Annotated in this window: 27 protein-coding genes; 11 read left to right on the top strand and 16 right to left on the bottom strand. The window is 68.1% G+C overall.

The window, feature by feature from the left end:
• Positions 1-8 precede the first annotated feature (8 nt).
• Positions 9-749: an SDR family NAD(P)-dependent oxidoreductase gene (locus AC3RCC_RS10285; RefSeq protein WP_492258353.1), complete on the bottom strand. Its 741-nt coding sequence runs from the start codon at positions 747-749 to the stop codon at positions 9-11.
• Positions 750-849: 100 nt separating this feature from the next.
• Between AC3RCC_RS10285 and AC3RCC_RS10280 the strand changes: the two genes are divergently transcribed.
• Complete coding sequence (locus AC3RCC_RS10280) at positions 850-1,461, top strand: TetR/AcrR family transcriptional regulator (protein WP_492258352.1); 612 nt, start codon at positions 850-852, stop codon at positions 1,459-1,461.
• A 111-nt stretch (positions 1,462-1,572) separates the two neighbouring features.
• Positions 1,573-1,893 carry a hypothetical protein gene (locus AC3RCC_RS10275; RefSeq protein ID WP_492258351.1) on the top strand — a complete coding sequence of 107 codons (321 nt, stop codon included), beginning with the start codon at positions 1,573-1,575 and terminating at the stop codon, positions 1,891-1,893.
• A 6-nt stretch (positions 1,894-1,899) separates the two neighbouring features.
• Here the strand turns inward: AC3RCC_RS10275 and AC3RCC_RS10270 are convergent, their stop codons facing one another.
• Entirely contained in the window at positions 1,900-2,775 is an 876-nt protein-coding gene (locus tag AC3RCC_RS10270) for an AraC family transcriptional regulator (RefSeq protein WP_492258350.1), read from the bottom strand.
• Here AC3RCC_RS10270 and AC3RCC_RS10265 point away from each other — a divergent pair.
• Positions 2,774-3,184 carry a DUF2000 family protein gene (locus AC3RCC_RS10265; RefSeq protein ID WP_492258349.1) on the top strand — a complete coding sequence of 137 codons (411 nt, stop codon included), beginning with the start codon at positions 2,774-2,776 and terminating at the stop codon, positions 3,182-3,184. The genes AC3RCC_RS10270 and AC3RCC_RS10265 overlap by 2 nt on opposite strands.
• 200 nt (positions 3,185-3,384) lie before the next feature.
• Here the strand turns inward: AC3RCC_RS10265 and AC3RCC_RS10260 are convergent, their stop codons facing one another.
• Entirely contained in the window at positions 3,385-4,395 is a 1,011-nt protein-coding gene (locus AC3RCC_RS10260) for an aldo/keto reductase (protein WP_492258348.1), read from the bottom strand.
• 116 nt (positions 4,396-4,511) lie between these two features.
• Between AC3RCC_RS10260 and fliK the strand changes: the two genes are divergently transcribed.
• The 6 genes from fliK to AC3RCC_RS10230 all read left to right on the top strand — a co-directional run bounded on the left by fliK (position 4,512) and on the right by AC3RCC_RS10230 (position 10,772).
• The gene (gene fliK / locus AC3RCC_RS10255; protein ID WP_492258347.1) at positions 4,512-6,080 is read left to right on the top strand and encodes a flagellar hook-length control protein FliK; all 1,569 of its coding nucleotides are present in this window, start codon (positions 4,512-4,514) and stop codon (positions 6,078-6,080) included.
• The gene (locus tag AC3RCC_RS10250; protein WP_492258346.1) at positions 6,077-6,349 is read left to right on the top strand and encodes an EscU/YscU/HrcU family type III secretion system export apparatus switch protein; all 273 of its coding nucleotides are present in this window, start codon (positions 6,077-6,079) and stop codon (positions 6,347-6,349) included. Before fliK ends, AC3RCC_RS10250 begins: the two co-directional genes overlap by 4 nt.
• Entirely contained in the window at positions 6,346-7,491 is a 1,146-nt protein-coding gene (locus tag AC3RCC_RS10245; protein ID WP_492258345.1) for a GNAT family N-acetyltransferase, read from the top strand. The genes AC3RCC_RS10250 and AC3RCC_RS10245 overlap by 4 nt, the downstream gene beginning before the upstream one ends.
• Before the next feature lie 60 nt (positions 7,492-7,551).
• Positions 7,552-8,559 carry an NAD-dependent epimerase gene (locus AC3RCC_RS10240; protein WP_492258344.1) on the top strand — a complete coding sequence of 336 codons (1,008 nt, stop codon included), beginning with the start codon at positions 7,552-7,554 and terminating at the stop codon, positions 8,557-8,559.
• A gap of 167 nt (positions 8,560-8,726) precedes the next feature.
• Positions 8,727-9,272, top strand: coding sequence for a molybdopterin adenylyltransferase (gene mog / locus AC3RCC_RS10235; RefSeq protein ID WP_492258343.1), 546 nt, complete (start codon positions 8,727-8,729; stop codon positions 9,270-9,272).
• Positions 9,273-9,353: 81 nt separating this feature from the next.
• Positions 9,354-10,772 carry a mannose-1-phosphate guanylyltransferase/mannose-6-phosphate isomerase gene (locus tag AC3RCC_RS10230; protein ID WP_492258342.1) on the top strand — a complete coding sequence of 473 codons (1,419 nt, stop codon included), beginning with the start codon at positions 9,354-9,356 and terminating at the stop codon, positions 10,770-10,772.
• Between the two features lie 21 nt (positions 10,773-10,793).
• Here the strand turns inward: AC3RCC_RS10230 and AC3RCC_RS10225 are convergent, their stop codons facing one another.
• From AC3RCC_RS10225 to AC3RCC_RS10170, 12 genes are all read right to left on the bottom strand, one after another.
• Complete coding sequence (locus tag AC3RCC_RS10225) at positions 10,794-11,354, bottom strand: glutathione peroxidase (RefSeq protein ID WP_492258341.1); 561 nt, start codon at positions 11,352-11,354, stop codon at positions 10,794-10,796.
• A gap of 154 nt (positions 11,355-11,508) precedes the next feature.
• Positions 11,509-11,895, bottom strand: coding sequence for a response regulator (locus tag AC3RCC_RS10220; RefSeq protein WP_291635447.1), 387 nt, complete (start codon positions 11,893-11,895; stop codon positions 11,509-11,511).
• Between the two features lie 10 nt (positions 11,896-11,905).
• Positions 11,906-13,024, bottom strand: coding sequence for a chemotaxis-specific protein-glutamate methyltransferase CheB (cheB, locus tag AC3RCC_RS10215; RefSeq protein ID WP_492258340.1), 1,119 nt, complete (start codon positions 13,022-13,024; stop codon positions 11,906-11,908).
• Complete coding sequence (locus tag AC3RCC_RS10210) at positions 13,024-13,617, bottom strand: chemoreceptor glutamine deamidase CheD (RefSeq protein ID WP_291635451.1); 594 nt, start codon at positions 13,615-13,617, stop codon at positions 13,024-13,026. The genes cheB and AC3RCC_RS10210 overlap by 1 nt, the downstream gene beginning before the upstream one ends.
• A complete protein-coding gene (locus AC3RCC_RS10205; protein ID WP_291635453.1) occupies positions 13,614-14,462 on the bottom strand; it encodes a CheR family methyltransferase in 849 nt (282 codons plus the stop codon). The genes AC3RCC_RS10210 and AC3RCC_RS10205 overlap by 4 nt, the downstream gene beginning before the upstream one ends.
• 24 nt (positions 14,463-14,486) lie before the next feature.
• Complete coding sequence (locus tag AC3RCC_RS10200; protein WP_492258339.1) at positions 14,487-16,448, bottom strand: methyl-accepting chemotaxis protein; 1,962 nt, start codon at positions 16,446-16,448, stop codon at positions 14,487-14,489.
• Positions 16,449-16,536: 88 nt separating this feature from the next.
• Entirely contained in the window at positions 16,537-17,040 is a 504-nt protein-coding gene (locus tag AC3RCC_RS10195) for a chemotaxis protein CheW (RefSeq protein WP_291635457.1), read from the bottom strand.
• Positions 17,041-17,042: 2 nt separating this feature from the next.
• Positions 17,043-19,301: a chemotaxis protein CheA gene (locus AC3RCC_RS10190; RefSeq protein ID WP_492258338.1), complete on the bottom strand. Its 2,259-nt coding sequence runs from the start codon at positions 19,299-19,301 to the stop codon at positions 17,043-17,045.
• A gap of 9 nt (positions 19,302-19,310) precedes the next feature.
• Positions 19,311-19,670: a response regulator gene (locus tag AC3RCC_RS10185; protein ID WP_066471565.1), complete on the bottom strand. Its 360-nt coding sequence runs from the start codon at positions 19,668-19,670 to the stop codon at positions 19,311-19,313.
• A 5-nt stretch (positions 19,671-19,675) separates the two neighbouring features.
• Positions 19,676-19,957 (bottom strand): STAS domain-containing protein, encoded by a 282-nt coding sequence (locus AC3RCC_RS10180; protein ID WP_291635463.1) that lies wholly within the window; start codon positions 19,955-19,957, stop codon positions 19,676-19,678.
• Positions 19,958-20,114: 157 nt separating this feature from the next.
• Positions 20,115-20,582, bottom strand: coding sequence for a response regulator (locus AC3RCC_RS10175; RefSeq protein ID WP_291635464.1), 468 nt, complete (start codon positions 20,580-20,582; stop codon positions 20,115-20,117).
• 86 nt (positions 20,583-20,668) lie between these two features.
• The gene (locus AC3RCC_RS10170) at positions 20,669-22,123 is read right to left on the bottom strand and encodes a methyl-accepting chemotaxis protein (protein WP_492258773.1); all 1,455 of its coding nucleotides are present in this window, start codon (positions 22,121-22,123) and stop codon (positions 20,669-20,671) included.
• A 213-nt stretch (positions 22,124-22,336) separates the two neighbouring features.
• Between AC3RCC_RS10170 and AC3RCC_RS10165 the strand changes: the two genes are divergently transcribed.
• Complete coding sequence (locus AC3RCC_RS10165) at positions 22,337-23,083, top strand: superoxide dismutase (protein ID WP_291635466.1); 747 nt, start codon at positions 22,337-22,339, stop codon at positions 23,081-23,083.
• A 215-nt stretch (positions 23,084-23,298) separates the two neighbouring features.
• Complete coding sequence (locus AC3RCC_RS10160) at positions 23,299-23,745, top strand: hypothetical protein (protein ID WP_291647032.1); 447 nt, start codon at positions 23,299-23,301, stop codon at positions 23,743-23,745.
• 69 nt (positions 23,746-23,814) lie between these two features.
• Here the strand turns inward: AC3RCC_RS10160 and AC3RCC_RS10155 are convergent, their stop codons facing one another.
• Entirely contained in the window at positions 23,815-25,737 is a 1,923-nt protein-coding gene (locus AC3RCC_RS10155) for a TRAP transporter permease (protein WP_291635469.1), read from the bottom strand.
• Between the last annotated feature and the right edge of the window lie 114 nt (positions 25,738-25,851).

The following is a 25,851-nucleotide window of genomic DNA, read 5'->3' as shown; positions in this document are numbered from 1 at the left end:
CGCCTGTCTCAGCTGTTCACCCCACCATCGATGGTGAGCCCCGCACCGGTGACGAAACGCCCCTCCTCGCTCGCCAGATAGGCGATGAGGCCGGCGATATCCTCCGGTTTGCCGAAGCGCGGGATCGCCATGCGGGCGCGCTGCTCCTCGGCCTGCTCGCCGGCGGCCGGGTTCATGTCGGTATCGGTCGAGCCGGGATGGACGACGTTGACGGTGATGCCGCGCGGCCCGAGATCACGCGCCAATCCCTTGGTGAAGCCGATCAGCGCCGCCTTGCTCATCGCATAGAGCGCGGTACCCGGGTCGGTCACGCGCTCGGCGAGGCAGGAGCCGGTGGTGATGATGCGCCCGCCCTCGCGCAGATGCGCCGTTGCCGCCTGCGAGGCGACGATCACGGCCCGGACATTGACCGCAAGAATCGCGTCGATTTCCGGCAGGCTCCAGCCGCCGACCTCGCCATAATGCCAGATCCCGGCATTGTTGACGAGAATGTCGAGCCCGCCGAGTTCGCGCACGGCGCCCTCGACCGCATCCTTCAGCGCCTCGGCATCGGCATTGTCGGCCTGCAGCGCGATCGCCTTGCGGCCGAGCGCTCGGATCCGCCCGACCACCGCCTCCGCCTTGTCGCGGGCGCGCTCATAGGTGATCGCGACATCGGCCCCCTCCTGCGCCAGCCGCAGCGCCGTCGCAGCCCCGATACCGCGGCTGCCGCCGGTCACCAGCGCCTTCTTCCCGGTCATCCTCATCATCGCATCACCTATTATGTATCGAATGATACATAATAGGTGATGCGCTTGCCGCCTTGCGTCAAGCACATTATTTATCGACTGCTACAAAAAGGAGTTCGACTTGGCGGAACGCGGCCGACCACGCAGCTTCGACCGGGGCGAGGCACTGCGCCACGCAATGATGCTGTTCTGGGAGAAAGGCTTCCAGAGCACTTCGATGAGCGAGCTCACCGCCGCGATGGGCATCAACGCGCCGAGCCTTTACGCCGCTTTCGGCAGCAAGGATGCGCTCTATCGCGAGGCGATGGCGCTTTATGAAGAAGGCGACGGCGTCGAGCTCGGCCGGCAGATCGCCGACGCCCCGAGCGCGAAGGCGGCGGTCGAGGCCTATCTGATGCGCTCCGCGGCGCTCTTCACGCGTCCTGGCAAACCGGCCGGCTGCATGGTCGTGCTTTCGGTGATCCATGGCGCCGGCACGAGCCCACAGACCTGCACGGCACTGCGCGATGCGAGAGCCGAGGCCCAGGCGATGATCGAGGCGCGGCTGCGTCGCGCGGTCGAGGCGAGCGAACTGCCGGCGGCATCCGACCTAGCCGCCATCGCCTCGTTCTACGTCACGGTGCAGCAGGGCATGTCGATCCGGGCGCGCGACGGCGCGACCCGGCCCGAGCTGGAAGCGATCGCAAGAGCGGCGATGTCGGCCTGGGGTGGCCTGACGCAGGCTAGGAGCTGAACCGGGCGGGTTCGGCCGGTGCGCTTAACGCCTTGCTCAGATTGAATCGAAGCTCTTCTGGGCAAGCGCATCGATCTCCGGCACCGTCGCCGGCAGTCGATGGAGCTTTCGATGATCCGCGCCCTTGCAGTCGCCGTGCTCGCCGTCATGCTCGCTCCGGCCAGCGCCGAAGCTGCCAAGTTCAGGTCCAACGGCAGCCGTTCGCATGATAGCCAGGCGCGCCCGGCGAACCGTGACGGCTCCCTCATCGTGACCCCCGGCCTGCGCAGCCGACAGGCCGGCCAGCCTGCCCCGGCCCGACCGCCCTACGCCAGCAGCCCGAGCCAGGCTGCGGCGAGCGCGACCGTGCCGCTGCGGCTGAGTTCCGTCGAGGAGCCGCGGGTCTGGTGCCGCTCGCAGGTAGTGGTCGGCGGCTTCTGCGTCCTGAACTGACAGCGCTCAGGCGGCCGGGTCCGTCGCACCGGCCTGCATCGCCCGCCAGCGCCCCGGCGAAAGCCCGTAGGCCTGCCGGAAACGCCGCGTCATATGGGGCTGATCGGCAAAGCCGCTCGCCGCGGCGACATCGGCCAGTCCTTGCCCCTGCCGGATCAGCGCCCGCGCCCGCTCCAGCCTGCGCATCACCAGATAGCGATGCGGGCTGGTGCCGTAGCCGCGGCGGAAATGCCGGGCGAGCGCATAACGGTCGAGCCCCGTGACGGCTTCCAGCCTCTGCGAGTCGACGGCTTCGTCGAGATTGTCAGCCAGGAAGTCGCGCGCCAGGACGCAGGCCCGCTCGGCCGGTGTCTCCGGCCGGCACAGCGCGCAGGACGGGTCGAGCGCCAGCAGCGCCTCGGCGAGCTCGCCGATCGCCGCATCGCGCTCCAGCGGTTCCAGCGCATGGTCGAGATCGCCGAGCAGGCCGATCAGCGCCCGCAGCAATCTGCCATCGCGGCAGACCGCATCGCGGACGAAGGGCGTTCCACCGGCCCGGCCGGCGAGCGCCCGCATGATCAGCCCCGGCTCGACATAGGCCATGCGGTAGCGAAAGCCGCCGGCCATGCCGGCCCGCCCGTCATGCAGCTCGTCGGGATGCAAGACGATCAGGTCGCCCGGCGTCGAATCGCGCTTCACCCCGCGATAATCGAAGCTCTGCACGCCGCTCAGAGTATAGCCGATCGCATAGGTGTCGTGCCGGTGCGGATCATAGGCGTGGTCGTCGAAAAAGGCCTCGATCCGCTCGGGACCGGCCTCGTCCGGCGCCGTGCGAATCCAGTCGCCCGCAACGCACGAACGTTCAAGACCAGCCGGCCGCCCGCGCCCTATCGTGCCCGTCATGCGCTTCGACACCAAGATTGCCGTCATCGTCCACGCGGAGCTCGCCAGCTGGCAGAAGCTCAACGTCGCCTGCTTCCTCTCGGGCGGGCTCGTCGCCGCCACGCCCGAACTCGGCGGGGAAGCCTACCGCGACGGCTCGGGAAAGGTCTACGGCCCGCTGATCCGCCAGCCTGTGCTGGTCTTTGCCGCCTCCTCCACCGATCTGTCCCGCGTGCTGCACCGCGCCGGCGAGGCGGGCCTGCGCCCCTCGCTCTACACGCGCGAGCTCTTCGCCACCGGCCATGACGAGGCCAACCGTGCCGCGGTCGAGGCGGTCGCGACCGAGGCGCTCGACCTCGTCGGCCTAGCCCTCCATGGCGAGCGCAAGGCCGTCGACAAGGCGATCAAGGGTCTGAAGCTGCACCCCTAATGCGGAGGCAAATTCCGGGGTCGCGCGACCTCCCCGCGTCATGGTCGGGCTTATCCCGACCATCCTCGTCTTCCTTTGACGCATACAACATTCAAGCCGTGGATGCTCGCCACAAGGGCGAGCATGACGGAAAGGCCGCCCCCACAATCCAGTCCTTCGGGCCACTTCATCCTCAGGGAGAAGGGAAAAGTGGAGCGGCCTCACCCCGTGCGCGCCACCCGCCCCTCCAGCGGATAGGCCGGGTCGGAATAGCCCGGCGTCGAGGGATGGCCGGCCGGCACCAGCGCGTCGATCAGCGCCTCGTCCTCGGCACTGAACGCGGCATCGAGGGCGGAAAGATAGCCCTGCCATTGCTCCATGGTGCGCGGCCCGGCGACGGCCGCCGTCAGCAGCTTGTTGTTGAGCACCCAGAGCACCGCGAACTGCACCGGCGTCATGCCGCGCGCCGCGGCGTGGTCGCGGATCTGCCGGGCGATCACCAGCGATTCCTCGCGCCATTCGGTCTGCATCAGGCGCCGATCGGCGCGCCCTGCCCGCGTGCCTTCCGGCGGCGCCTGACCGGGCTCGTACTTCGCCGTCAGCACGCCGCGCGCCAGCGGCGAATAGCTGGCGACGCCGAGCCCGTAATAGCTGCAGGCCGGCAGGTGCTCGACTTCCGGCATGCGGTTCATCGCGTTGTAATAGGGCTGGCTGACCGCCGGCCGGTCGATGCCGAGCTCGTCGCAGAGCCGGCAGATCTCGGCGATGCGCCAGGCACGGAAGTTCGAGACGCCGAAATGGCGGATCTTGCCCTGCCGCACGAGATCGCCGACGGCCCGTACCGTCTCGGAAAGCGGCGTCTCGTGATCCTCCTTGTGGAGGTAGTAAATGTCGATGAAATCGCTGCCGAGGCGCTTCAGGCTGGCATCACAGGCCTGGAGCAGCCATTTGCGCGAGAGCCCACGCTGGTTCGGCCCCGGCCCCATCGGATTGGCCGCCTTGGTCGCCAGCACCCAGTCATGACGCTTGCCGGCAATGGCGCGCCCGACGACCTCCTCCGAACGCCCGTCGGAATAGGCGTCGGCCGTATCGATGAAGTTGATCCCGGCTGCGGCGGCATGGTCGATGATGGCGCGCGACTCCGCTTCCGGCGTCGCCCCTCCGAACATCATCGTGCCCAGGCAGAGCGGCGAGACCTTGAGGCCGGAACGGCCGAGCTGGCGATAATTCATGGCGATCTCCATGGGGGACGGGAAACCTGCCCGATACGCCCCGCCCGCACCAGCGCGACCGGCGCAGGGCGACCTTGCGCAAGGAAATCCTCAACCTTTCGTGACAGGCTCTGCCCATGCCCGTTCAGCCGACCATCCAGGCGAACCTCGCCACGCTCGCGCAGAGCCAGAACTTCGCGACCTTGCTCGCGGCGCTGAACAGCGCGGGCCTGAAAGCGGGCAATACGGTCGAGGCCAGGCTCCTATCGCTCGACGGCGAAGGCAACGCCACCGCGCTCGTCAACGGCGTCAAGATCGCGCTCCTCCTGGCAGGGCCGGAAGCCCGGCAGGCGGCCCTTCAGCCCGGCGCCACGCTGCTGCTCCGATTCGACGAGCCGGCCAAGCCCGGCGCGCCCATGCAGGCCGTCCTGATCGGCAGCCGCCCCGCCCCTTCCGGCGAGCCCACTCGGGCCCCGGGCCAAACCGCCCCCCCTGCCCAGACGACGCTGGCGACGCCGCGCTCCGGAGCTTTCGTCCAGCAGCCGGTGACGACCGCCGGCGCCACGCTTCCCGCAGCCGGCGCCGCCGCGGCACCGATCTCGGCCTCTATCGGCGCGACCGCGACGGCGTCCATTGCCTCGCCGCTTCCGGCCGAGCGGGCGAGCGCCGCGATCCCCGCGCCAGCCATCCAGCCCCCGCACGCCCCCGCCTCGCCGCGCATGATCGCCGGCCCGTTGCTCGGCGCCGCCATCGTCCGGCAGGACAGCCTCGCCCCGCTCTTCGCCAATCTCGGAGCGCTGGCGCAGGGCTCGGTCGCACTGGTCCTGCCGAAGCCGCTGCTCGCCCTGGTCGACCAGATCCTCGCCCAGCGCCTGCCGGTCGAAGGCAAACCGCTCACCGCGGAGGCCTTGCGCAACGCCGTCGCGCGTTCCGGCGTCTTCCTCGAAGCCCGGCAGGCGATGGGCGAAGCGCGGCTGCCGCAGGCTGATCTCAAGGCCGGGCTACAGGCCCTACGCGACCTGCTGCGGCCGGCCATCCAGGCGCTGCCCGCCCGCGATCTGCGCTCTGCCGAGGGCGAGCCAGCGTCGGCACGTCCCTCAACGCAGACCGGCCCGAGCGCCGCGGCACTGCCCGCCGCCGATTCACGCCCCGCCATGCCACGTGCCGGCCTGCTGACGCCGCAGCCGGCACAGGAGCCCAGCCTGACAGCGGCTGCGCGTCCGGCAGCCATCGCCCAGACCCTGTTCGAACAGGCAGAATCCGGGCTCGACCGGATCACGCTGGCCCAATACGCCTCCTTGCCGCCGGAGACCGGCCGCAGCGAGCCGCAAGCCCCGCAACGCTGGCTCGTCGAACTTCCCCTCGCCTTGCACAATGGCACCGCGCTGCTGCCGCTCGAGATCGAACGCGACCCGCCGCAACCGGGAGCTGCCACGCCCGAAGCTCCGATCTGGCGCGTTCGCTTCGGGCTCGATGCCGAGCCGCTCGGCGCGCTCCAGGGCCTGGTGACCTTGCAGGGCCGCGCCATCTCCGTCTCCTTCTGGGCGGAACGCGAGGAGACCAGCCGGCTGCTGCGCCAGGCGGGCCCCGATCTCGAGGCCTCGCTGGTCCAGGCCCGTTTCGACAGCGCCGCGCTGGAAGTGCACACCGGCCAGCCGCGCCCGCCCAAGGCCGCTTCCGGCCAGTTCCTGGACCGCCGCTCATGACCGAGCCACTCGCCCCGCAGGTCGCGATCGCGCTCGAATATGATGGGCACGGCGCGCCGCGCGTCACCGCCAAAGGCCGGGGCGAAGTCGCCCAGAAGATCGTCGAAACGGCGCGCGAGCATGAGGTCGCGATCGAGCAGAACGCCCTGCTGGCCGAGGCGCTGTCCGCCGTCGAGCTCGATGACGCCATTCCCGAAGAACTCTACCGCGCCACCGCGCAGGTGATCGCCTTCGTGCTGTCGCTGCGGCGCGACTTCAGGCGGACATGAGCGAAAGGATCGACGTCCGCCGCGTTTCCGCTGCGAGCTATGGCGCGATGGCCGCGGCCTTCGCGGATCTGTGCCGGCGCGCCGAAGCCCCGAATCTGCACATGGCGCCGGCCGCCATCGCCGCCGCCCTGTCGGGGCCCGTGCGACGGGCCGACGAGATCGTCATCCTTTGCGCCGAGGGCGGTGCCGGTGAACTCGTCGGCGTCTGGGCCTTCGGCAAGCGGCGCAGCTTCCATACCGGCTTCGCGACGATGCTGCAGGCGCCCTTGGTGCCGCTCTACGAGGTCTCCTCCGCCCCAGTGCTCGACCGGCAGGTCGCCGGGCCGGCGGGGCTCGCCCTGCTGCGCTTCCTCGCCGGCGCCGCCGATCTGCCGAAGCTGCTGCGCCTGCCGCTGTTGCCCGTGGAAGGCGCAGGCTTCACGGCACTGGCAGCGGCCTGCGCCGAAACCGGCAGCAGGCTGCACCGCTTCGAGAGCTGGGAGCGGCCGATGGCGATGCCGTTGCCGGGCGAGGATGCCGAGCGCTATCTGCGCCGCGCTTTGGGCCAGAGCTACAAGAAGCGGCTGCAGCAGCATCGCATGCTGGAGCGTGCCGGCACCCTGCAGCTTGGCCGCCATCGCCGTTCCGACGCCGTCACCGCTCTGGACGACTTCCTCGCGCTCGAAGCCGCCGGCTGGAAAGGCACGAACGGCACGGCATTGGCGAAACTTCCGGCCGATGCCGCCTATTTCCGCGAGGTGATCGGCCGCTTCGCCGAGGCCGACATGGCGAGGATCGACCTGCTCCGGCTCGACGGGAAGCCGGTCGCCGCGGGCGTGCTGCTCGATTTCGCCGGACAGGCGCATTTCCTGAAGATCGCCTATGACGAAACCCTCGCCCGGCTCTCGCCCGGCCGCGGCCTCGCCATCGAAATGCTGCGCCGCGACTTTGCCGGCGATGGGTCGTTCCGGCTCGACAGCGGCGCCGGCGACCGGGTCGATGCCTCGGCCTATCCCTGGGGCGAGCGGCAGGCCATGGCGAATGCGATCATCGCGATCGGCCCCGCCGGCTCGTCCCTGCCCCGGCTCGCCGCCCGCGGACGGATGCTGCTGCGGCAATGGCGCGACCGCAAAGGCGGCCCGGCCGGTGGCACGGCGCGTTGACCGGGACCGCGCACTGGCCGATAGACGACGCGAGGCGTTCGAGAGCAGCTTGGTAAGGCGATGCGCGTTCTGGTGACGGGAGCAGCCGGGTTCATCGGCAACGAGACGGCCAGGGTCCTGCTGCAACGCGGCGACGAAGTCGTCGGCATCGACAATCTCAACGATTATTACGATCCCGCCCTGAAGCTGGCGCGCCTGGAGCGTCTCGCCGGTCACAACCGCTTCAGCTTCGAAAAGCTCGACCTCGCCGACCGCGAAGCCATGCGGGCGCTGTTCGCCGAAAGGCGTTTCGAGCGCGTCGTCCATCTCGGCGCCCAGGCCGGCGTGCGCTACTCGATCACCCATCCCCAGGCCTATCTCGACAGCAATCTGGCCGGTTTCGGACATGTCCTCGAAGGCTGCCGCCAGAACGGCGTCGAGCATCTGGTCTACGCCTCGTCGAGCTCGGTCTACGGCGCCAATACGCGCACGCCCTTCCGCGTCGAGGACAATACCGACCACCCGGTCAGCCTCTATGCCGCGACCAAGAAGGCGAACGAGGCCATGGCCCATGCCTATGCCCATCTCTACGGGCTGCCGGCGACGGGCCTGCGCTTCTTCACGGTCTACGGCCCCTGGGGCCGGCCCGACATGGCGCCGATGATCTTCACCCGCAAGATCCTGGCCGGCGAGCCGATCGAGGTCTTCAATGAGGGGCGCCACGAGCGCGACTTCACCTATGTCGACGACATCGTCGAAGGCGTGGTCCGCGTGCTCGATCAGGTCGCCGCGGCCGATCCCTCCTGGTCGAGCGAAGAGCCCAACCCGGCGACCTCCTCGGCACCCTGGCGCATCCACAACATCGGCAACTCCGATCCCGTCCCGCTGCTGGAGTTCATCGCCACCATCGAGCAGGCGCTCGGCAGGAAGGCGGTGATGGAAATGAGGCCGCGCCAGGCCGGCGACGTGCTGCGCACCGCCGCCGACGTCTCGGAGCTGGAAGCGGCCGTCGGCTTCCGCCCGCATACGCCGCTGGCCGAGGGGATCGGGCGGATGGTCAGCTGGTATCGCGATTTCTACCGGGTTTGAGACAGCGACGAATCGATAAGCCCTCATCCTGAGGAGCTGCGAAGCGGCGTCTCGAAGGATGCTCCATGAGGCTCCGGAGCCAGCTGGAACATCCTTCAAGACGCGATCTGCGATCGCTCCTCAGGGTGAGGGCTGAAGAACATTCGGATAGACATAAAGGACAGGCCATGACGTCACCTGCGAAGATCGGCATCGTCACCGTTTCTGACCGCGCCTCCGCCGGTGTCTATGCCGATGAAGGCGGCCCGGCGATCCTCGACTATCTCGGCAGGGCGCTGACGAACCCCTGGCAGGCGGTCTCGCGGGTCATTCCCGACGACCGCGCCGGAATCGCAGCCACACTGACCGAGCTCGCCGATGTCGAGGGCTGCTGCCTGATCGTCACCACCGGCGGCACCGGTCCGGCCCCGCGCGACGTCACCCCCGAGGCGACCGAGGACGTGATCGACAAGCTGATGCCCGGTTTTGGCGAGTTGATGCGCCAGGTCAGCCTCGCCAAGGTGCCGACCGCGATCCTCTCGCGCCAGCTCGCCGGCATCCGCGGCAAATCGCTGATCGTCAACCTGCCCGGCCGCCCGCGCGCCATCGCCGAATGCCTCGACGCGGTGATGCCGGCGATCCCCTATTGCATCGACTTGATCGAAGGCCCCTATCTCGAGACCGATCCGAGCGTGATCCGGGCCTTTCGCCCGGGGCAGAAACCGAAGGGCTGAAGAATCGGCACCATTCATGACATGGTAGCTTCGCTGCTCTAGAGAGGCAGACACCGTTTCGCTCGCCGTCGAGACCGCAAGATGCCTTCGCCCAAGATCATTCCGCTCATCATGGCCGGCGGCGCCGGCACACGGCTCTGGCCGCTGTCGCGCGATACCATGCCCAAGCAGTTCATCCCGCTGCTCGAAGGCGGGCTCTCGACCTTCCAGGCGACTCTGCTGCGGCTGGCCGACCCGACCTTCGACACGCCGATCGTCATCACCAACAACGATTTCCGCTTCATCGCCGCCGAGCAGATGCTCGCCTGCGGGATCGAGGGCGAGATCGTGCTGGAGCCCGAGCGTCGCGATTCCGCCGCCGCGATCGCCGTCGGCGCCGTGCTGGCCAGTCGGCGCGATCCCGAAGCTGTCGGCATCGCCCTCGCCTCCGATCATCTGATTGTCGATGCTGCCGCCTTCCGCAGCGATTGCAAACGCGCCGCGCGCCTCGCCGCCGCCGGGCTGATCATGACGCTGGGCATCCCGCCGACCTATCCCTCGACAGCCTATGGTTATCTGGCACCGGGCGAGGAGCTCGCCGAGCCGGGAGCCAGCCGCCTGGCCCGCTTCGTCGAGAAGCCGAAACTCGAACTCGCCACGCGCTATCTCGCCGAAGGCTATCTCTGGAACAGCGGCAATTTCCTTTTCGCCGCAAGGACCATGCTGAGTGAACTCGCGCGTCACGCTCCCGAGGTGCTCGAAGCCGCCGAGGCCGCCGTTGAAAAGGCCGGACGAGACCTCGATTTCCTGCGGCTGGACCGGGAAAGCTTCGTCCGCGCCACCAGCATCTCGATCGACTACGCCGTGATGGAGCGCACGGAGCTCGCCGGCATGCTCGCCGCCTCCTTCGATTGGTCGGATATCGGCTCCTGGAACTCGATCCACGAGATCAAGCCCAAGGACGGCGACGGCAATGTGCTGGAGGGGCGCGCCGTGGTGATCGACAGCCGCCGCTCGCTGGTGCGCAGCGACGAGATGCTGACCACGGTGGTCGGTCTCGACGATGTCGTCGTGGTCGCAACCCGCGACGCCGTGCTGGTCTCCTCGATGGCGGCAGCCGGGAAGGTCAAGAACCTGGTCGAACGGATGAAGGCCGCCGGCCGACCAGAAGCCAGCGAGCATCTGCGGATCTACCGGCCCTGGGGCTGGTATCAGCGCATCGACATCGGCGCCCGCTTCCAGGTCAAGCGCATCCATGTCAAGGAAGGCGGCCAGCTCAGCCTGCAGAAGCATTTCCACCGGGCCGAGCACTGGGTCGTCGTCTCGGGCACGGCCGAAGTCACGGTCGACGAGCGCACCGTCATGATCCACGAGAACGAATCGGTCTATCTGCCGATCGGCTGCACGCACCGGCTGAAGAATCCGGGACGGATTCCGCTCGAGCTGATCGAGGTCCAGGTCGGCGCCTATACCGGCGAAGACGACATCGTCAGGATCGAGGACATCTACGCGCGCGGCTGAGAGCCGGCCCGCGCCTTCTCGTCAGCGCCGCTTCTCCAGCGCCTGCCCGATCGCCTGGACGAGTTCGGGCGAGACCGGGTCGGTGCGCGAGCTGAAGCTGCCGGCGAGACTGCCATCGCGGCCGATCAGGTATTTATGGAAATTCCAGGTCGGGGTCTCGGCCGGCCGCTGGCTCGCCGCCCAGCGGTAGAAGGGATGGGCCGCCTCGCCGCGCATCGCGACCTTCTCGGTGATCAGATAGCTCGCGCCATGGCTCTGCCGCACCGCCTCGGCGATGGCGGCCCCGGCAAGCGGCTCCTGGCCGCCGAAATCATTGCTCGGCACCGCGATCAGCATCAGCCCGCGGGTGCGATAGCGCTGCCAGAGCTGCTCCAGCCCGGCGAACTGGCCGGCGAGGCCGCAGCGCGTCGCGGTGTTGACGATCAGGATGGGTTTGCCGCGATAGGCTTCGAGCGGGACCCGGCCACCCTCCGCCCTGTCGAAGCTGAAGGCATAGGCGTTGTTCTCTCCCTGCGCCGCCTTCACCTCGGCGATCAGCGGACAGGCGAGCAAGGCGAGCAGATGGCGGCGGTGGAGGCGCATGGGCTGGCTCCCGCAAGGTCGGCAGGCACTCTAATGTAAAATCAGCCTCGGCGGGAGCAGGTTTTTTGGTACCGCCTCGGCCGCTCGCCAGGGACGGCGAAGCCCCGGCCTTGCGGCCGGGGCTTCGCGGAAAAAACAAGATCTGGTCCGGGCCTCAGCAGGCCAGGACCTTCTTCACGCGGACTTCGAGGTCGCGCAGCTCGTAGGGCTTCACGACGTAATGGTCGGCGCCATTGGTCGTCGCCTCGTCCATCTTGTCGACCGAGCGCTCGGAGGTCGCCATGATGATCTTGATCTGGTTGAGCTCGGGCACCGAGCGGATGGCGCGCAGCAGGTCGATGCCGCTCATCCCGTCCATGTTCCAGTCGAGCAGCAGCAGATCATAGCGCTTGACCTGCATCTTCATCAGCGCCTCGCGGGCGTTCTCGGCCTCGTCGATATCCTGGAACTCGATCTGCTTCAGAAAATAGGTCGCGAGGCCGCGCATGCTCTTCTGGTCGTCCACCACGAGGATGCGATAATCGCTTCTCGCCTTTGTCATAACACTCTCCTCAGGCGGTGCGCTGATGCGGCCTGTCGCCGATCAGCCCCGCGACGACGCCACCGATCTGGTCGAGCGCGACGGCCCGGTCAGCGGCGCCGATCTCGAACGCGGCTTTCGGCATCCCGTTTACCACACAGGTCTCGCCGCTTTGGATTAATGTTTCGGCCCCGGCTTTGCGCATGGCTAACAAACCGTCAGCGCCATCGCGTCCCATTCCGGTGAGCAGCACGCCGACGGCCTGGGCGCCGGCGGCCCGCGCCACCGAATGGAACATCACGTCGACCGAAGGACAATGTCCGCTGACCAGGGGGCCTTCCCTGAGCACGCAGACGAACTCGCCACGGCGCTCCTCGATCTCGAGATGGCGATGGCCGCCGGGAGCGACCACCGCCATGCCCGGCCTCAGCCGGTCGCCATCGGCGGCCTCGCGGACATCGAGGCCCGTCGCCGCCGCGAGTCTGGCCGCGAACTTCGCGGTATAGCCGGCCGGCATGTGCTGGACGACGACGATCGGCAGCCGCGTGAAGGCGAGATCGCGCATCACCACCTGGACGGCCGGGACGCCGCCGGTCGATGCTCCGATCGCGATCAGCGGCGCCTTGCCGGCCGTGCGGCTGATCTCGCGGGGGATGGTCGGGCGGTTCGGGATCGGAGTTCCGGCGCCAACCGCGCCCTGCGTCGTGGCACGCGCCGCCAAGAGCAGGCGGCGGCTGGCCGAAGCCCGCTGCAGCGCCGTGCCGACATGCTTCATGAAGCCTTCGAGCGTATGGGTGGTGCCGTCCGGCTTCTCGATGAAGTCGATCGCTCCCAGCTCCAGCGCCTGGATGGTGTTGTCGGCGCCCGGGCCGCCAAAGGCCGAGACGATCAGCACCGGCAGCGGATCCTGCTTCAGCACGCGGGCGAGCAGCTTCAGCCCGTGCCGGCCGGGCAGTTCGAGATCGAGCGTCAGGATGTCGGGCCGCAATTCCTGGATCGCATCCCAGCCTTCCTCGGCGCTGCCGGCGACGCCGATCACCTGGAATCCGGGCGTCGCGTTGACGATCTGCGTCATCAGCTTCTGCATCAGCACGGAATCGTCGACGACCAGGACCTTTACCGGGCCGGCCGAAGCGGATTGCATGCCCATCACCAGATCTCCACTTCGCCCGCCACCGGCTGGGTCTTGAGACGGTTGAGGTAAGCGAGCTCCTGCTCCCGTTCGGGATCGCGCGCGGCCTGCTGCACGTGCTGGACCCAGGCGCGTCCGGTGGAAGGCTGGTAATGGATGCGGCGCGAGCGCGTGCCGCCGACGTCCTTGGAGACGACCGGGATGCCCTCGCGGGCGAGGAACTCGTTGACGAAGGTGATATTGCCTTCGCCGATCGCCAGCATGGTGGCGCCGGAGAGCACGCGGGCACCGCCGAAAACCTTGGCCTCGAGCTGGTTGCGCCTTGCGCCGCGCTTCATCAGCCCGTTGATCAGCACCTCCATGGCGGTGTCGCCATAGCGCTCGCCGGCATGGGTGTCCGAACCGCCATTGTTCTTCGGCAGCAGGAAATGGTTGAGCCCGCCGACCCCGGCCTGGGGATCGCGCATACAGACGGAGATGCAGGATCCGAGCACCGTCGCCACGATCTCGTCCTTCGCCGAGGTGATCTCGTGCTCGCCCGGCGCGACCGTGATGATGGTCGCATCGAAGCGCGGATCGAAATAGCGCCGCGAGGATCGGGCCAGGGTCATGGGATGCGCTCGTAGATCGTCCGGCCGATGAGCCGGAGCCCGGGATGCGGCTGCGGCAGGGATTCCGAATGGCCGAGATAGAGGAAGCCGCCGGGCTGGATGAGCCCGACGAAGCGATCGAGGATCGCCGCCTTGGTCGGCGTGTCGAAATAGATGAAGACGTTGCGGCAGAAGACGACGTCGAAGGCGCCGCGCATCGGCCAGGGCTCGATCAGGTTGAGCCGCTTGAAGGCGATAAGCCGTTTGAGATCCTCGCTGATCCGGGCCTCTCCGCGCATGGGATTGGCCTCGTTCCGCAGCAGCGGACGCAGATCGCCGGGAAGGCGCTCGAACTGTTCGAGCGGATAGACCCCGGCGGCGGCGCGGTCGAGGATGTCGGTGTCGATATCGGTCGCCAGGATCCTGAAATCGAGATCGCCGCGATGGCCGATCGCATCGCGCGAAACGGCGGCGATGCTGTAGGCCTCCTCGCCCGAGGAACAGGCCGAGGACCAAATCCGGATGCGCCCCCGCCGGGCGGCGCGCTCCTGGATCAGGCGTGGCAGGACCTCAGCGCGCAGATGGTCGAAATGATGCCGCTCGCGAAAGAAGGCGGTGTGGTTGGTGGTGACGGCGTTGATCAGCTCGGGAATCTCGTCGATCGCCGCCGGCGTCTTCAGGAAGGCGCAGTACTCGGCGACGGAGCTCATCCCGAGCGCCTTGACGCGGCGGGCCAGCCGGCCGCGCGTCATCGCCTCCTTGTGCTCGCGGATGACGATGCCGGCATGCTCGTAGACCAGTCTGGCGACGAAACCCATATCGTCGCGCGTCAGGGTGGCTTCGGCCGGGGGGCTGGGGGCTAGCATGGTCTGACTCTGCACCCGCAACGCTTAAAACTCCGCCCATTCGTCGCGCCGCCCGCCGGCTGCGACCTTGCGGCGCGGCGGCTCGGGCCGGAAACGGTTGTCGCTGCCGCGGGAAGCCGTCGCCGGCGCCGGACGCTGCGAGGCCGAGTTCTGGCGCGGCGCAGGCACATGGGGGACGGCCGGCATCGGCAGGCCTCGGCTCGAGGCCTGTTCGGTATGGAAGAAGGCGACGAGGTTCCGCAGTGCCTCGATCTGGCTGGCGAGGCTGTTCGCCGATCCGGCGCTCTGCTCGGCCAGCGCGGCATTCTGCTGCGTCGCCTCGTCCATATGCGCCACGGCCTGGCTCATCTCCGCGATGCCGCCGGCCTGCTCGGCGGTGGCCTCGGAGATCTCGGCGACCGTGCTCGTCACTTGCCCCGCCGCGGTGACGATCTGGTTCAGCGCATCGCCGGTATGGCGCACGAAACGAACCCCGTCGGCGACCTGCTCGTTGGAAGCGGCGATCAGCCCCTTGATGTCCTTTGCCGCCTGGCTCGAACGCTGCGCCAGGGTGCGGACCTCGGAGGCGACGACCGCGAAGCCCTTGCCGGCCTCGCCGGCGCGAGCCGCCTCGACCGCGGCGTTCAAAGCCAGAAGATTGGTCTGGAAGGCGATGCCGTCGATGACCGAGACGATATCGGAGATCCGCGCCGAGGATTGCTCGATCCGCTCGATCGCGCGGATCGCGTCCGCGACGACCTTCTGCCCTGCCTCGGCCACGCCCATCGCCTCGCCGGCGCGCTCCGTCGCCGTGCGCGAGCGCGACGCGCTCTGCTTGACCGAGGCGGCGAGCTGCTCGGTCGTCGCCGCGGTCTGCTCGAGGCTGGCAGCGCTGTCCTCGGTACGCTGAGCGAGGTCGGCAGCCCCGCTGCGGATTTCGGCGGCAGTGGTCGCGACATGACCGGAGGTCGCCTGGATGCCCGAGACGGTCTGCGCCAGCCGCGCCATCGTCTCGTTCAGACCGCGCTTCAGTTCGGCGAGCCGGCCCTGATAGTCGCCAACGACACGCTGGGTCAGATCCCCTTCCGCCAGCCCGGCCAGGACCTCGGCGAATTCGCCGACGCCGCTGTCGACGATATCGTTGATCTGGTTGATGCCCTCGGCGATGCGGGCGAGCGCATCGGACTTGCCGGCGAGCGGGATGCGCCGCGAGAAGTCGCCTTCAGCCGCGGCGGAGACGACATCGGCGACTTCGTTGGCTGCCGCGACCTCATCCGTCAGCTCGCGCCACTCCATGGTCGCGCCGAGCAGCCGGCCGTCCGCCTGCACCATCTGGCTCAGGGTCAGCGCGACCGTGCGCCGCCCGAGCGCGAAGCGCAGCGAGCGCATGCCGCCGGCCACGAACCCGCCGGACGACTGGTGGTGGAAGACGTCCATCACCTTGCCGAGCATGTCCTTGGCGGAAATGCCGGGAAAGGCGATGCGGAAATCGTCCTGCGCCTCGGCGAAGAACTTCAGCAGCGACCGGTTGGCGAAGACGACACGACCCTGCGCGTCGCAGACCATGATGTTGGTACGGCACCCGTCGAGCGCTGCACGAATCCGGCTGGCTTCGACGCTGCTGTCCTGAAGCTGCTGCAGGCTGCGGGCGAGATCGCCGACCTCGTCCTGACGCGCGAGTTCCGGCAGATCGGCTTCCTTGCCCTGCGCCAGCTGCTCGGTGCCCTCGCGCATCGCCGCCAGTGGCCGCGCGAGCGAGCGCGCGACGAGCCAGCCGAGCCCGGCGGCGACGGCGATCCCGGCAGTGCCGAAGACCAGCGCCGGGCCGAGCATGGCGGAGGTCACGGTTTCGGCCTGCGGACCGGCGAGGCCGAGCGTTGCAAGCTTCGCCGCAGTCGCCTGCAGCACCGCGATCGTGACCCCGGTGGCGGCGAGCAGAGCCCCGCCGGCGAAGAGCGCCGGCAGTTTGAAGGTCAGTTTCGAAAGGCCCGCCGGCATCATGCTCATCGGCTCTGTTGGTTTCTTCGGGGCGGTCGCAGGCCGGACAGCTTCCTCTGGCGCGGTGGCGGGCGTCCTTGGGCGATCGCTCGGCGATTCAGTTGGCGCGTGCCTGCCGGGCCTGGGCGTCGCCGCCGTCCTTAATCACCGCCGCGAGGTCGAGCAGCGCCACGATATCGGTGTCGAGCAGCACGAGTCCCTCGATCAGGCCGTGCTCGTCGCGCTCCAGATCCGGCGCCGGACGCACCGCACTGACCGGCACGTCGACGATGTCGGAGACCGAATCGACAAGCAGGCCGGCAGTCTTGTCCTCGACATCGACGACGACGATGACATGGGTCGCGGTCGCATCGGTGACGCCCAGTCCGATCGCGGTGCGCAGATCGTAGACGGCGAGGATCACGCCGCGCAGATTGAGCACGCCGCGCACATGCGGAGCAGCATGCGGCAGCGGCGTCGTGGCCTGCCAGCCCTTGATCTCGCGGACCATGCCGACATCGATGCCGAAGGTCCGGTCACCGACGCGGAAGGTGACGATCCGGCGCGCGGCCGATTCGGGCTGGGCCGAGGTGAAGTGCTTTTCGCCGAGTTGCAGGGTCATGGTCATCCAGCCAATTTGAGTTCGGGAGCAGTTGGGCGACCGCCGGCCGCCGCCAGGCGCAGCATCGAGTCGACGTCGAGGATGAGGGCGACCAGGCCATCGCCGAGGATCGTCGCCGCCGAGGCGCCGTTGACCGTGCCGTAATTGGCTTCGAGGCTCTTCACGACGACCTGCTGCTGGCCGACGATCTCGTCGACCGCAATGCCGACATTTCCGCCGCGCTCCGTCTCGGCGATGATGATGATGTTCTCGTCGCGCGTGCCGGACGAGCCCATCACCGCGCCGAGCCGGTAGAGCGGCGTGACCTCGCCGCGCCAGCGCAGCACTTCCTGGCCGAAGGTCAGCCTTTCGATCGGCGTATTGGCGAGATGCTGCGTCTCGATCACGCTGGCGATCGGGATGACATAGCGATCGTCGCCGCAGCGGATCACCATGCCTTCCAGCACGGCAAGCGTCAGCGGCAGAGCGAGCGTGAACTTGCAGCCGCGGCCCGGCTCGGAATCGACGCTGATGCGGCCGCCGAGGGATTCGACATTGCGCCGCACCACGTCCATGCCGACGCCGCGGCCGGAGATGTCGCTGACCGCATCGGCCGTCGACAGCCCGGCGGCGAAGATCAGCTGGTCGATCTCCTCCGGCGCGAGCCTCTCGTCGGCGCCGACGAGGCCGCGAGACCTGGCCTTGGCCAACAGCCTGTCGCGACCGATGCCGCGCCCGTCATCGGTGACCGAGATGACGATCCGGCCGGCGCGATGCTCGGCGATCAGCCTGATCGTGCCCTCGGGGTTCTTGCCGGCGGCGATGCGCTCCTCCGGCGTTTCGAGCCCGTGATCCATGGAGTTCCGGATCATATGGGTCAGCGGGTCGGCGAGCTCCTCGATGATCGTCTTGTCGACCTCGGTATTCTCGCCCTCGAGGACGAGCTTCACTTCCTTGCCGAGCGTCTGGGCGAGCTCGCGCACCAGGCGCGGCATGCGCTGGAACACGGCCTTCACCGGCTGGGCGCGGACCGCCATGACATGGTCCTGCAGTTCGCGCGTCTGGCGCGACAGGGTCAGGATGCCCTCGGCGGTCTTGGCGTAGACGTCATAGGGCAGAGAACGGACGCATTCGACCAGCATCGACTGCGTGATCACGATCTCGCCGACCAGGTTCATCAGCCGATCGATACGGTCGAGATCGACGCGCACGCTGACCGCCTGGCGCTGGCGTGCCGCCGCGGCGTCGTTCGCCGCCGGCTTGGCGGCGGGGCGCGGCGCGGCGACCGGCGGCGGAGCGACGGCAGCGGGCGCGAGCGAAGCCGCCGGCGGCGGCTCCGGGGCAGCCGGGGGCGGCGCGGCAGGCGGGCCGAGACGGGCAAGGATCGCCGAGAGATCCGCGGCGACGTTCTGCGGCACCTCGGAAGGCGGCGCGATCTCGTCGAGCCCGTCATCATTGGCCGCATCCGGCATGACCTCGACCTCGAACTCCTCATTGGCGAGGGTGAAGTCGAATTTGGCGACGATTTCCTCGACCGGCAGCTCGGTGCGCAGCAGCACGCTGAAACGCATATGGCAATCGGTGACGTCGAGCGCTTCCAGCGCCGGAACCTGCCTCATATCGCAGACCACCGAGACGATCTCCTCGTCCGGCAGGCTGCCGATCACGACGCGCGGCTCGATCACCCGGCGGAACAGGTCGCTGTCCGGATTGATCCGGACGCAGACCTCCCGGCCGGGCCGGGGCGCGGCGACCGCGACGACGGGTTCGTCGTCCCAGCCATCATCGGCGGCGGGCGCCGATGCGGCCGGCGCTGCGCTCTTGGCCTCGACCATGGCGAGCAGATTGCCGAGCGCAGCGATGCCGGGGGGCTCGTCGCTGACAGCGGCCGGAGCGTCCGGCTTGGCCTGTCCGACCTTTTCCAGCGCCGCCAGCAGATCCGGACGGGCCTGCGCCGGCTCGTCGTTACGCGCCGCGGCGACGAGATCGGAAACCGCATCCGAACAGCGCAGGAACAGGCTGAAGGGGGCATCGTCCAGAGCTACCCGGCCCGAACGCAGATGGTCGAGCGAAGCCTCGAAGACATGCGCGAACGAGACGAGCTCGGTGCAGCCGAAGGCCCCGGCCCCACCCTTGATCGAGTGGATGGCGCGGAACGCGGCATTGACGTCCTCGGGATCGCGCGAGCCCTCGTCGAGCGCCTGCAGCTTCTGCTCGAGGGCGCCGAGCAGCTCCTCGCATTCCTGGAAGAAAGTCTGTTTGAGTTCCGCCAGAGGATCCATCAAGCCGCCTCAGTTCTGGTAGCGCGCGACGAGGCCGAGCAGGGTGTTGGGCTCGAATGGCTTGACCATCCAGGCACTGGCACCGGCGCGGCGGCCTTCCGCCTTGATCTCGGCGCCGTTCTCGGTGGTCAGCACGATGATCGGCGTGTTCTGTCCGGCCGGCCGCGCGCGGCAGGCGCGCGTGAACTCGATGCCGTCCATCACCGGCATGTTGAGGTCTGTGATGACGAGGTCGGGCTTGAACTGGTCGAAGCGTGCGAGGCCCTCCTCGCCATTTTCCGCCTCCGCCACCTCATGCCCGGCATTACGCAGCGTCATGCTAAGCAGGCTGAGCAGGGTCTTGGTGTCGTCGATTGCCAGGATGCGCATCGCATTCACTCCAGGACGAGGGCGCTTTGGGCGAAATCGAAGCCGATCGCCTGAAAGGACTGACGGCACTCCTCGGACATCGCCTTGAGGGTAACGCTGAGATCATGCGCCTTCGCACTGGCCGCAGCAGCGTGCAGCAGCTGGATCCAGAGACTGGGAAAGGCTCCGGCTCCCGCACATTCGACGCAGACGCTCTCGCGCTGCTCGAGCGCGACGAGGAGCTGGTTGCGGAAGGCGGCAGCTTCGGAACGGCCGAGAAGGGGCGGCAGGGAGACAGTAATGACCACGGCAGCTCGACCTGTGACGAATTGTCGAACGCTGTCACGGAATTGGTAAAAATTTCGCTAAGCGCTCGCCGGACGAGGAAGGATTGTGACCATTTCGGGGCGTGCGGCGCTGCACCCACGCTCCCGGTCCGCCGATGCCCGGAATCCGATGGAGGCCTCAGAACAGGCTGTTGCTGATCGCCCGCGGCACCAGGGTGATGGCGCCGCTCTGCTCCTTGTATTTGCGCGGGATGTTGATGATCCCCGACAGGTGCAGCCAGAGATTGTTCGGAGAGATCGGCTTGACGATGATCTCATGCGCCCCGAGCTTGGCGGCCTGGACGACCGCGCGCCGGTCGGGCCGCTCCATCATCACCAGCACCGGCGCCTTGGCGAAGGGCGAGGTCTTGAAGGAGCGGATCGAGGCCAGGCATTTCATGCTGTCCCCGTCCGGCAGATCCCAGTCGAGGATGACGATGTTGGGCTGCTTCTGGATGAACATGGTCGCGGCGGCGGCGAGATCCGCCGCCTCGAAGATCCGCTGCAGCTGCGCCTGATAGAGCATCGTGCGGATGATGCGCCGATAGTGCGGGCTGGCGTCGATCAGCAGCACCGAGAGATTGGGAAAGGCGGGAGCGATATGCATGACGGCGATTGCGACCCGATACTCAACACCACATCCGGGCGCGCAGGCCCGCTACTCCAAGAACCGCTTGTCGCACCATCCGCCGCTCAGACGCTGAGCCCGAAGCGGAAAGCGCCCCAATGCCTGCCCCTGACGAAGATCGGCGCCGACAGATCTTCCATCACCAGGAAATTGCCGCCGCCCATGTCGCGCCTGTAGGTCTGCAGCAGGAACGGCTTCTGGTTGCGCGCAGCCGCCAGCCCGGTGCGATCGTCGAACAGGCGCCGGTTGCGGCAATTGGCATTGTTCCAGACCGGATCGGGGCCTTGCGGCTGCGCATATTTGCGGTTGTGCGTCGGCAGGAAGCCGTTGCGGTCGACCGCGACGCAGAACACGACACGCCGGTTGCCGGCGAGCAGCCGCTCCTGCAGCGGCGGCAGCAGGCGATCGGTCAATGCGACGAAGCGCGTCATCTGCTGCACCGGATTGGTTCCCGGTACCGGCCGGTAATCCTCGTCGAACAGCTCGGCCATGCCGATCTCGCCATTGGCGAGTGCCTGCTCGAACATGCCGGCGATCGTCGTCGCTACCTCGATCGCCGTCGCGATCATCTCCGATTGCGGGGTGCGCACGCCTGAGGCGGCGATCGCGCCGAGGACCGCCTCGCTGGTCGAGACGAGCGAGCTCGCCCGGCGCGCCGCGACTTCGAGGCTGTGGCTCGACTGCTCGACGCCGCCGACCAGGTCCTTCAGCTCCGCCCCGACCCTGGCGAAGGCCACCGCATTGTCGCGCGTCGGCGCCGAAATGCTGTCGATCTCGGCGATCAGTCCGACCACCGACTTGCCGAAATGGTCGAGCTCGCCGATCTGGCGTGAAATCCCCTGGCTCTCCTCGCTGGCGCGGCGCGCCGCCAGGGCATTGGCCTCGCTCTGGCTCGCCAGCTGGTCGACGGTGGCGACGAGCGCCTCGAGCTGCCGTGCGCTTGCGGTCGTGGCGTCGCGGGTCTGTTCGGCGAGTTGCTTGACCGCGGCGGCGATCACCGCGAAGCCGCGTCCGGCGGCACCGCTGCGGGCGGCCTCGACGCCGGCATTGATCGAAAGCAGCTGGATCTCGCGGGTGATCGACTGGATCGCCTCGCTCGCCTCGCGCAGCTTGTGGGCCCGGTCCGCGGCACCGGCAAGCGCCTGCGAGATCGACTGAGCGCCGTCGGAGAGTTCGCCAATGTCCTTCTGCGCCGCATTGAGGCCGAGCCGGACCGCGCCGGTGACGCGCTCGAGCCCGCTCTTCACGACGGAGGCGGCATTCTGCGCCTCCTCGGCCGAACGCTGGATCGCCTGATTGGCGCGCGCCACCTGATCGACGGAATCGACGACGCGGTGCAGCCCGTCGGTCTGCCGGTCGAGCTGTCCATTGACGTCGCCGATCCGCCCCGAAATGTCGGTGATCTCGCTGCTCAGCTTGCCGAAGCGTTCGGCGATCTCGACGACCGCGCGCGAGGCGGCCAGCGCTTCGGGCGCTTCCTCATTGGCCGGGACAGGCGTCTTCAATGCCTGGGCGTGCATGGACACGGCGCTTCCGCATGAGCAATCGGCGGGCAGAACCTAAACGAACGCAGTAAATCGGCGGTTAATGGCCGTGATCATGCCATTTTTGGCCGATGGAATGCTCATACCCGCCCGAAACTCCGATCTCATGATCGCCGTATTCCAGCCTTGCTCTTCGCGATAACCTAACGGCAGCCCAAGCATAAGGCGACCGGCCCCTGGAGGAGTCCCATGCATCACCTCGCTTCGCTTTCGCGCCGCTCGCTGCTCGGCTTCGGCGCCACCGCCGTAGGCCTCGCCCTGGCCCCGAAGGTCTGGGCACAGGCCGCCACGCCGGCCGCTCCGGCCGGGCCCTTCTCGCTGCCCAAGCGAGCCTATGAAGCAGCGGCGCTCGAACCCAATATCGACGCCACCACCATGGACATCCACTACAACCGTCACCACGCCGCCTATGTCGCGGGCCTCAATGCCGCGGTGAAGGACCATGGCGTGCTTGCGCAAACCCCGCTGCAGCAACTGCTCGGCGATCTCGGCAAGGTGCCCGAAGGCGCCCGCGTCGCGGTACGCAATGCCGGCGGCGGCCATGCCAACCACAGCATGTTCTGGGAAATCATGGGCCCCAATGCCGGCGGCGCGCCGACCGGCGAGGTCGCTGCGGCGATCACTCGCGACCTCGGCGGCTTCGACAAGTTCAAGAGCGATTTCGACGCGGCCGGCCTGCGTGTCTTCGGTTCGGGCTGGGCCTTCGTCACCGTGACCAAGGACGGCAAGCTCGCCCTCGCCAGCAAGCCCAACCAGGATACGCCTCTGATGGACAAGCAGATGGTCCTGATCGGCAACGATGTCTGGGAGCACGCCTACTACCTGAAATACCAGAACCGCCGGGCCGAGTATCTGAAGAACTGGTGGAATGTGGTCGACTGGAACAAGGTCAATGCCCGCTATGCCGCCGCCAAGGCCGGCAAGCTGACGATCTGACCGCAGACGACGACCCGCCGCCATGATGCCCGGCGCGACGGCCGGGCATTTTTTCGTACGGCTCCAGTCTTGATCCCCCGGTGCGGCCGCAAGACCAGGTTGGGGAAACGGAGCATTTTGAAGAATCCGAGGCCACGACAAGGTGATCGCGGCTGGTGGAACACCCTGGCCGGCTCTATCGTTCAGGTTGCATCCGCCTAGCAGGGAGCATGCTCGTGACACTGAACAGCCTTGCCCGCATCGGCGCGGTCGCGCTGATGCTTCTCCCGCCCGCCGCCATAGCCCAGCAGCGCACGCTCGGCCCGCCGAGCGGCTCCGTCCGCATCGAGGCGCTCTCCATCGCCTTCCTCGGCCAGGGTCAGCTCGGCGGCGGCACCTTGTCCTTTCGCGGCCGAAACTATCCGATCAGCGTCGGCGGCCTCGGCGTCGGCGGCATCGGCGCGTCCAAGCTCACTGCCACGGGCCGGGTCTACGGGCTCAGGCAGCGCGAGGATTTCGCCGGAACCTATGTCCAGTTGAGCGAAGGCTGGGCGGTCGGCCGCGCCGGCCGGGGGCGCCTGGTCCTCAAGAACAACAAGGGCGTCACCATCAGCCTCGACGCTCGCCGCCAGGGTCTGCAGCTCGCTTCGGGCGTCGACGGCATGGTGATCGGTTTCAAATAGCCCCTGCCCGGGCTGCTGCGAGTTCAAGGCTCGGCGCGCGTGTCGCACCGCGACGCGCCGGGCCAGGCGCTATTTGGCCGGGTCGGCCTGCGCCTCTGCGGTCTCCGAAGCTCGGTCCCGGCTCGGCCATTGCCAGGCCAGCATCGCCGCCGCCGCGCCGAGGCCGATCAGATCCGTCATCCAGTCCGGCTTGACCAGGCAGAAGGCCATGCCGACGAGCAAGATCCGCTCCCACGCCGCGGCGCGGCGCAGCAGGTAGCCGTGCAACCCGGCGGCGAGCAGTCCGATGCCGATCACGGAACAGACGAAGCGCCAGATGATCGTCGGCCAGTCACCGATCATCAGCAGGGCCGGCTCATAGACGAACATGAACGGCACGATGAAGCCGGCGGCACCGATCTTCACCGCCGCCCAGCCGCTGCTCCAGAGATCGGCCTTGGCGAGCCCCGCCGCGGCGAAGACCGCGAGCGCGACCGGCGGTGTGATCGCCGACAGGATGGCGAAATAGAAGGCGAACATATGGGCCGCCGGCATCGCCACGCCGAGCTTGATCAGCGCCGGCACCAGGAGCGAGGTCATTACGATATAGGCCGGTGTCGTCGGCATGCCCATGCCGAGCACGATGCCGGCGACGGCCGTGAGCAGCAGCGCCAGCAGCAGATAGTTCTGCGACAGGCCGATCACTGCCTGGGTGAAGACGATGCCGGCGCCGGTCAGCGCCACGACGCCGATGACGATGCCGGCGCAGGCGCAGGCCAGCGCCACGGCGAGCGCGTTGCGCGCGCCGTCGATCATCGCGTCGATGATAACAGGCAACCGGACATTGCCGCGCGTCGAAGCCCGCAGCGCCGCGACCGGGAAGCACAGCACCGTGCCGGCCAGCGCGGCCAGAGGCGCGCTATAGCCGGAATAGAGCACGGTGAGGATGGTCAGCACCGGGATGAAAAGATGGCCGCGCTCGCGCAAGGTCGTGCCGAGCCTCGGCAACTGGCTGCGCGGCACGCCCATGATGCCATGGCGCTTGGCCTCGAAATGCACCGCCCCGAAACAGGCGATATAATAGAGCACCGCCGGGATCAGCGCCCAGATAACCACCTGGCCGTAGGAGACCGAAAGGAACTCGGCCATGACGAAGGCCGCTGCACCCATGATCGGCGGCATGATCTGCCCGCCGGTCGAGGCCACCGCCTCGACGCCCGCCGCGAAATGCGCCTTGAATCCGGTCCGCTTCATCAGCGGGATCGAGATCGGCCCGTCGACCATGACATTGGCGACGGCACTGCCCGAGATCGTGCCGAACAGGCTCGACGAGACCACCGAGACCTTGCCCGGCCCACCGGCGGTGTGGCCGGTCAGCGAGAGCGCGAAATCCATGAAGAGCTGGCCGGTGCCGGTGCGCTCCATGAAGGAGCCGAACAGCACGAAGATCATCACATAGGCGGCGGAAACGCCGAGCGGCGCGCCGAAGACGCCTTCCGTCGTCATGAAGAGCTGGTCGAGCAGCCGCATCGGCTCGACCCGCGCGACGAACAGCGCGTAGCAGAGGAAGGCGATGGCGGTGAGCGGCAGCGCCCAGCCTATCAGCCGCCGCGTCGCCTCGAGCACCAGGACGACGAGAAGGACCGCCATGGCCATGTCGACCGGCGTCATGTCGTCGACATAGTAGATCCGGTTGACGATGTAATCGTAGTTCCAGAACAGATAGGTGATCGGCGCGACGGCGAGCGCGAGCAGAGCATAGTCGAGCAACGACGGCGCCGCATCGGCGCCCGTCCTGCGATAGATCAGGAAAGTCAGCGCCAGCGCGAACAGAAGATGTGTGCCGCGGAAGATGATCGCTTCCGGCGTCCCCTGCCCGCCGAGCGCCGGCGGCAGGATCACCCACATATGATAGAGCGCCATGGCGACGGCGATCACCGCCGTGACCAGCCGCACGATGCCGACATGGCTGAACTCGAACTTGAATTCGGGTCTGGGAACGCTGATGTCCACGGGCGCATCCTGGCTCGGAACCGACCCTCCGCCAGGCGGCGAGGGTCGCGCACGCGAAAGCGGCGCGACCGGATCGGTGGCTGCTGGAGATCGCGCACCGGCGCCGCCGGCGCG

It is taken from the genome of Allobosea sp. GW823-FHT01F03 (assembly GCF_058798075.1).
The sequence above is the reverse complement of the archived record's forward strand: the minus strand, read 5'-3'. Positions and strand labels throughout refer to the sequence as shown.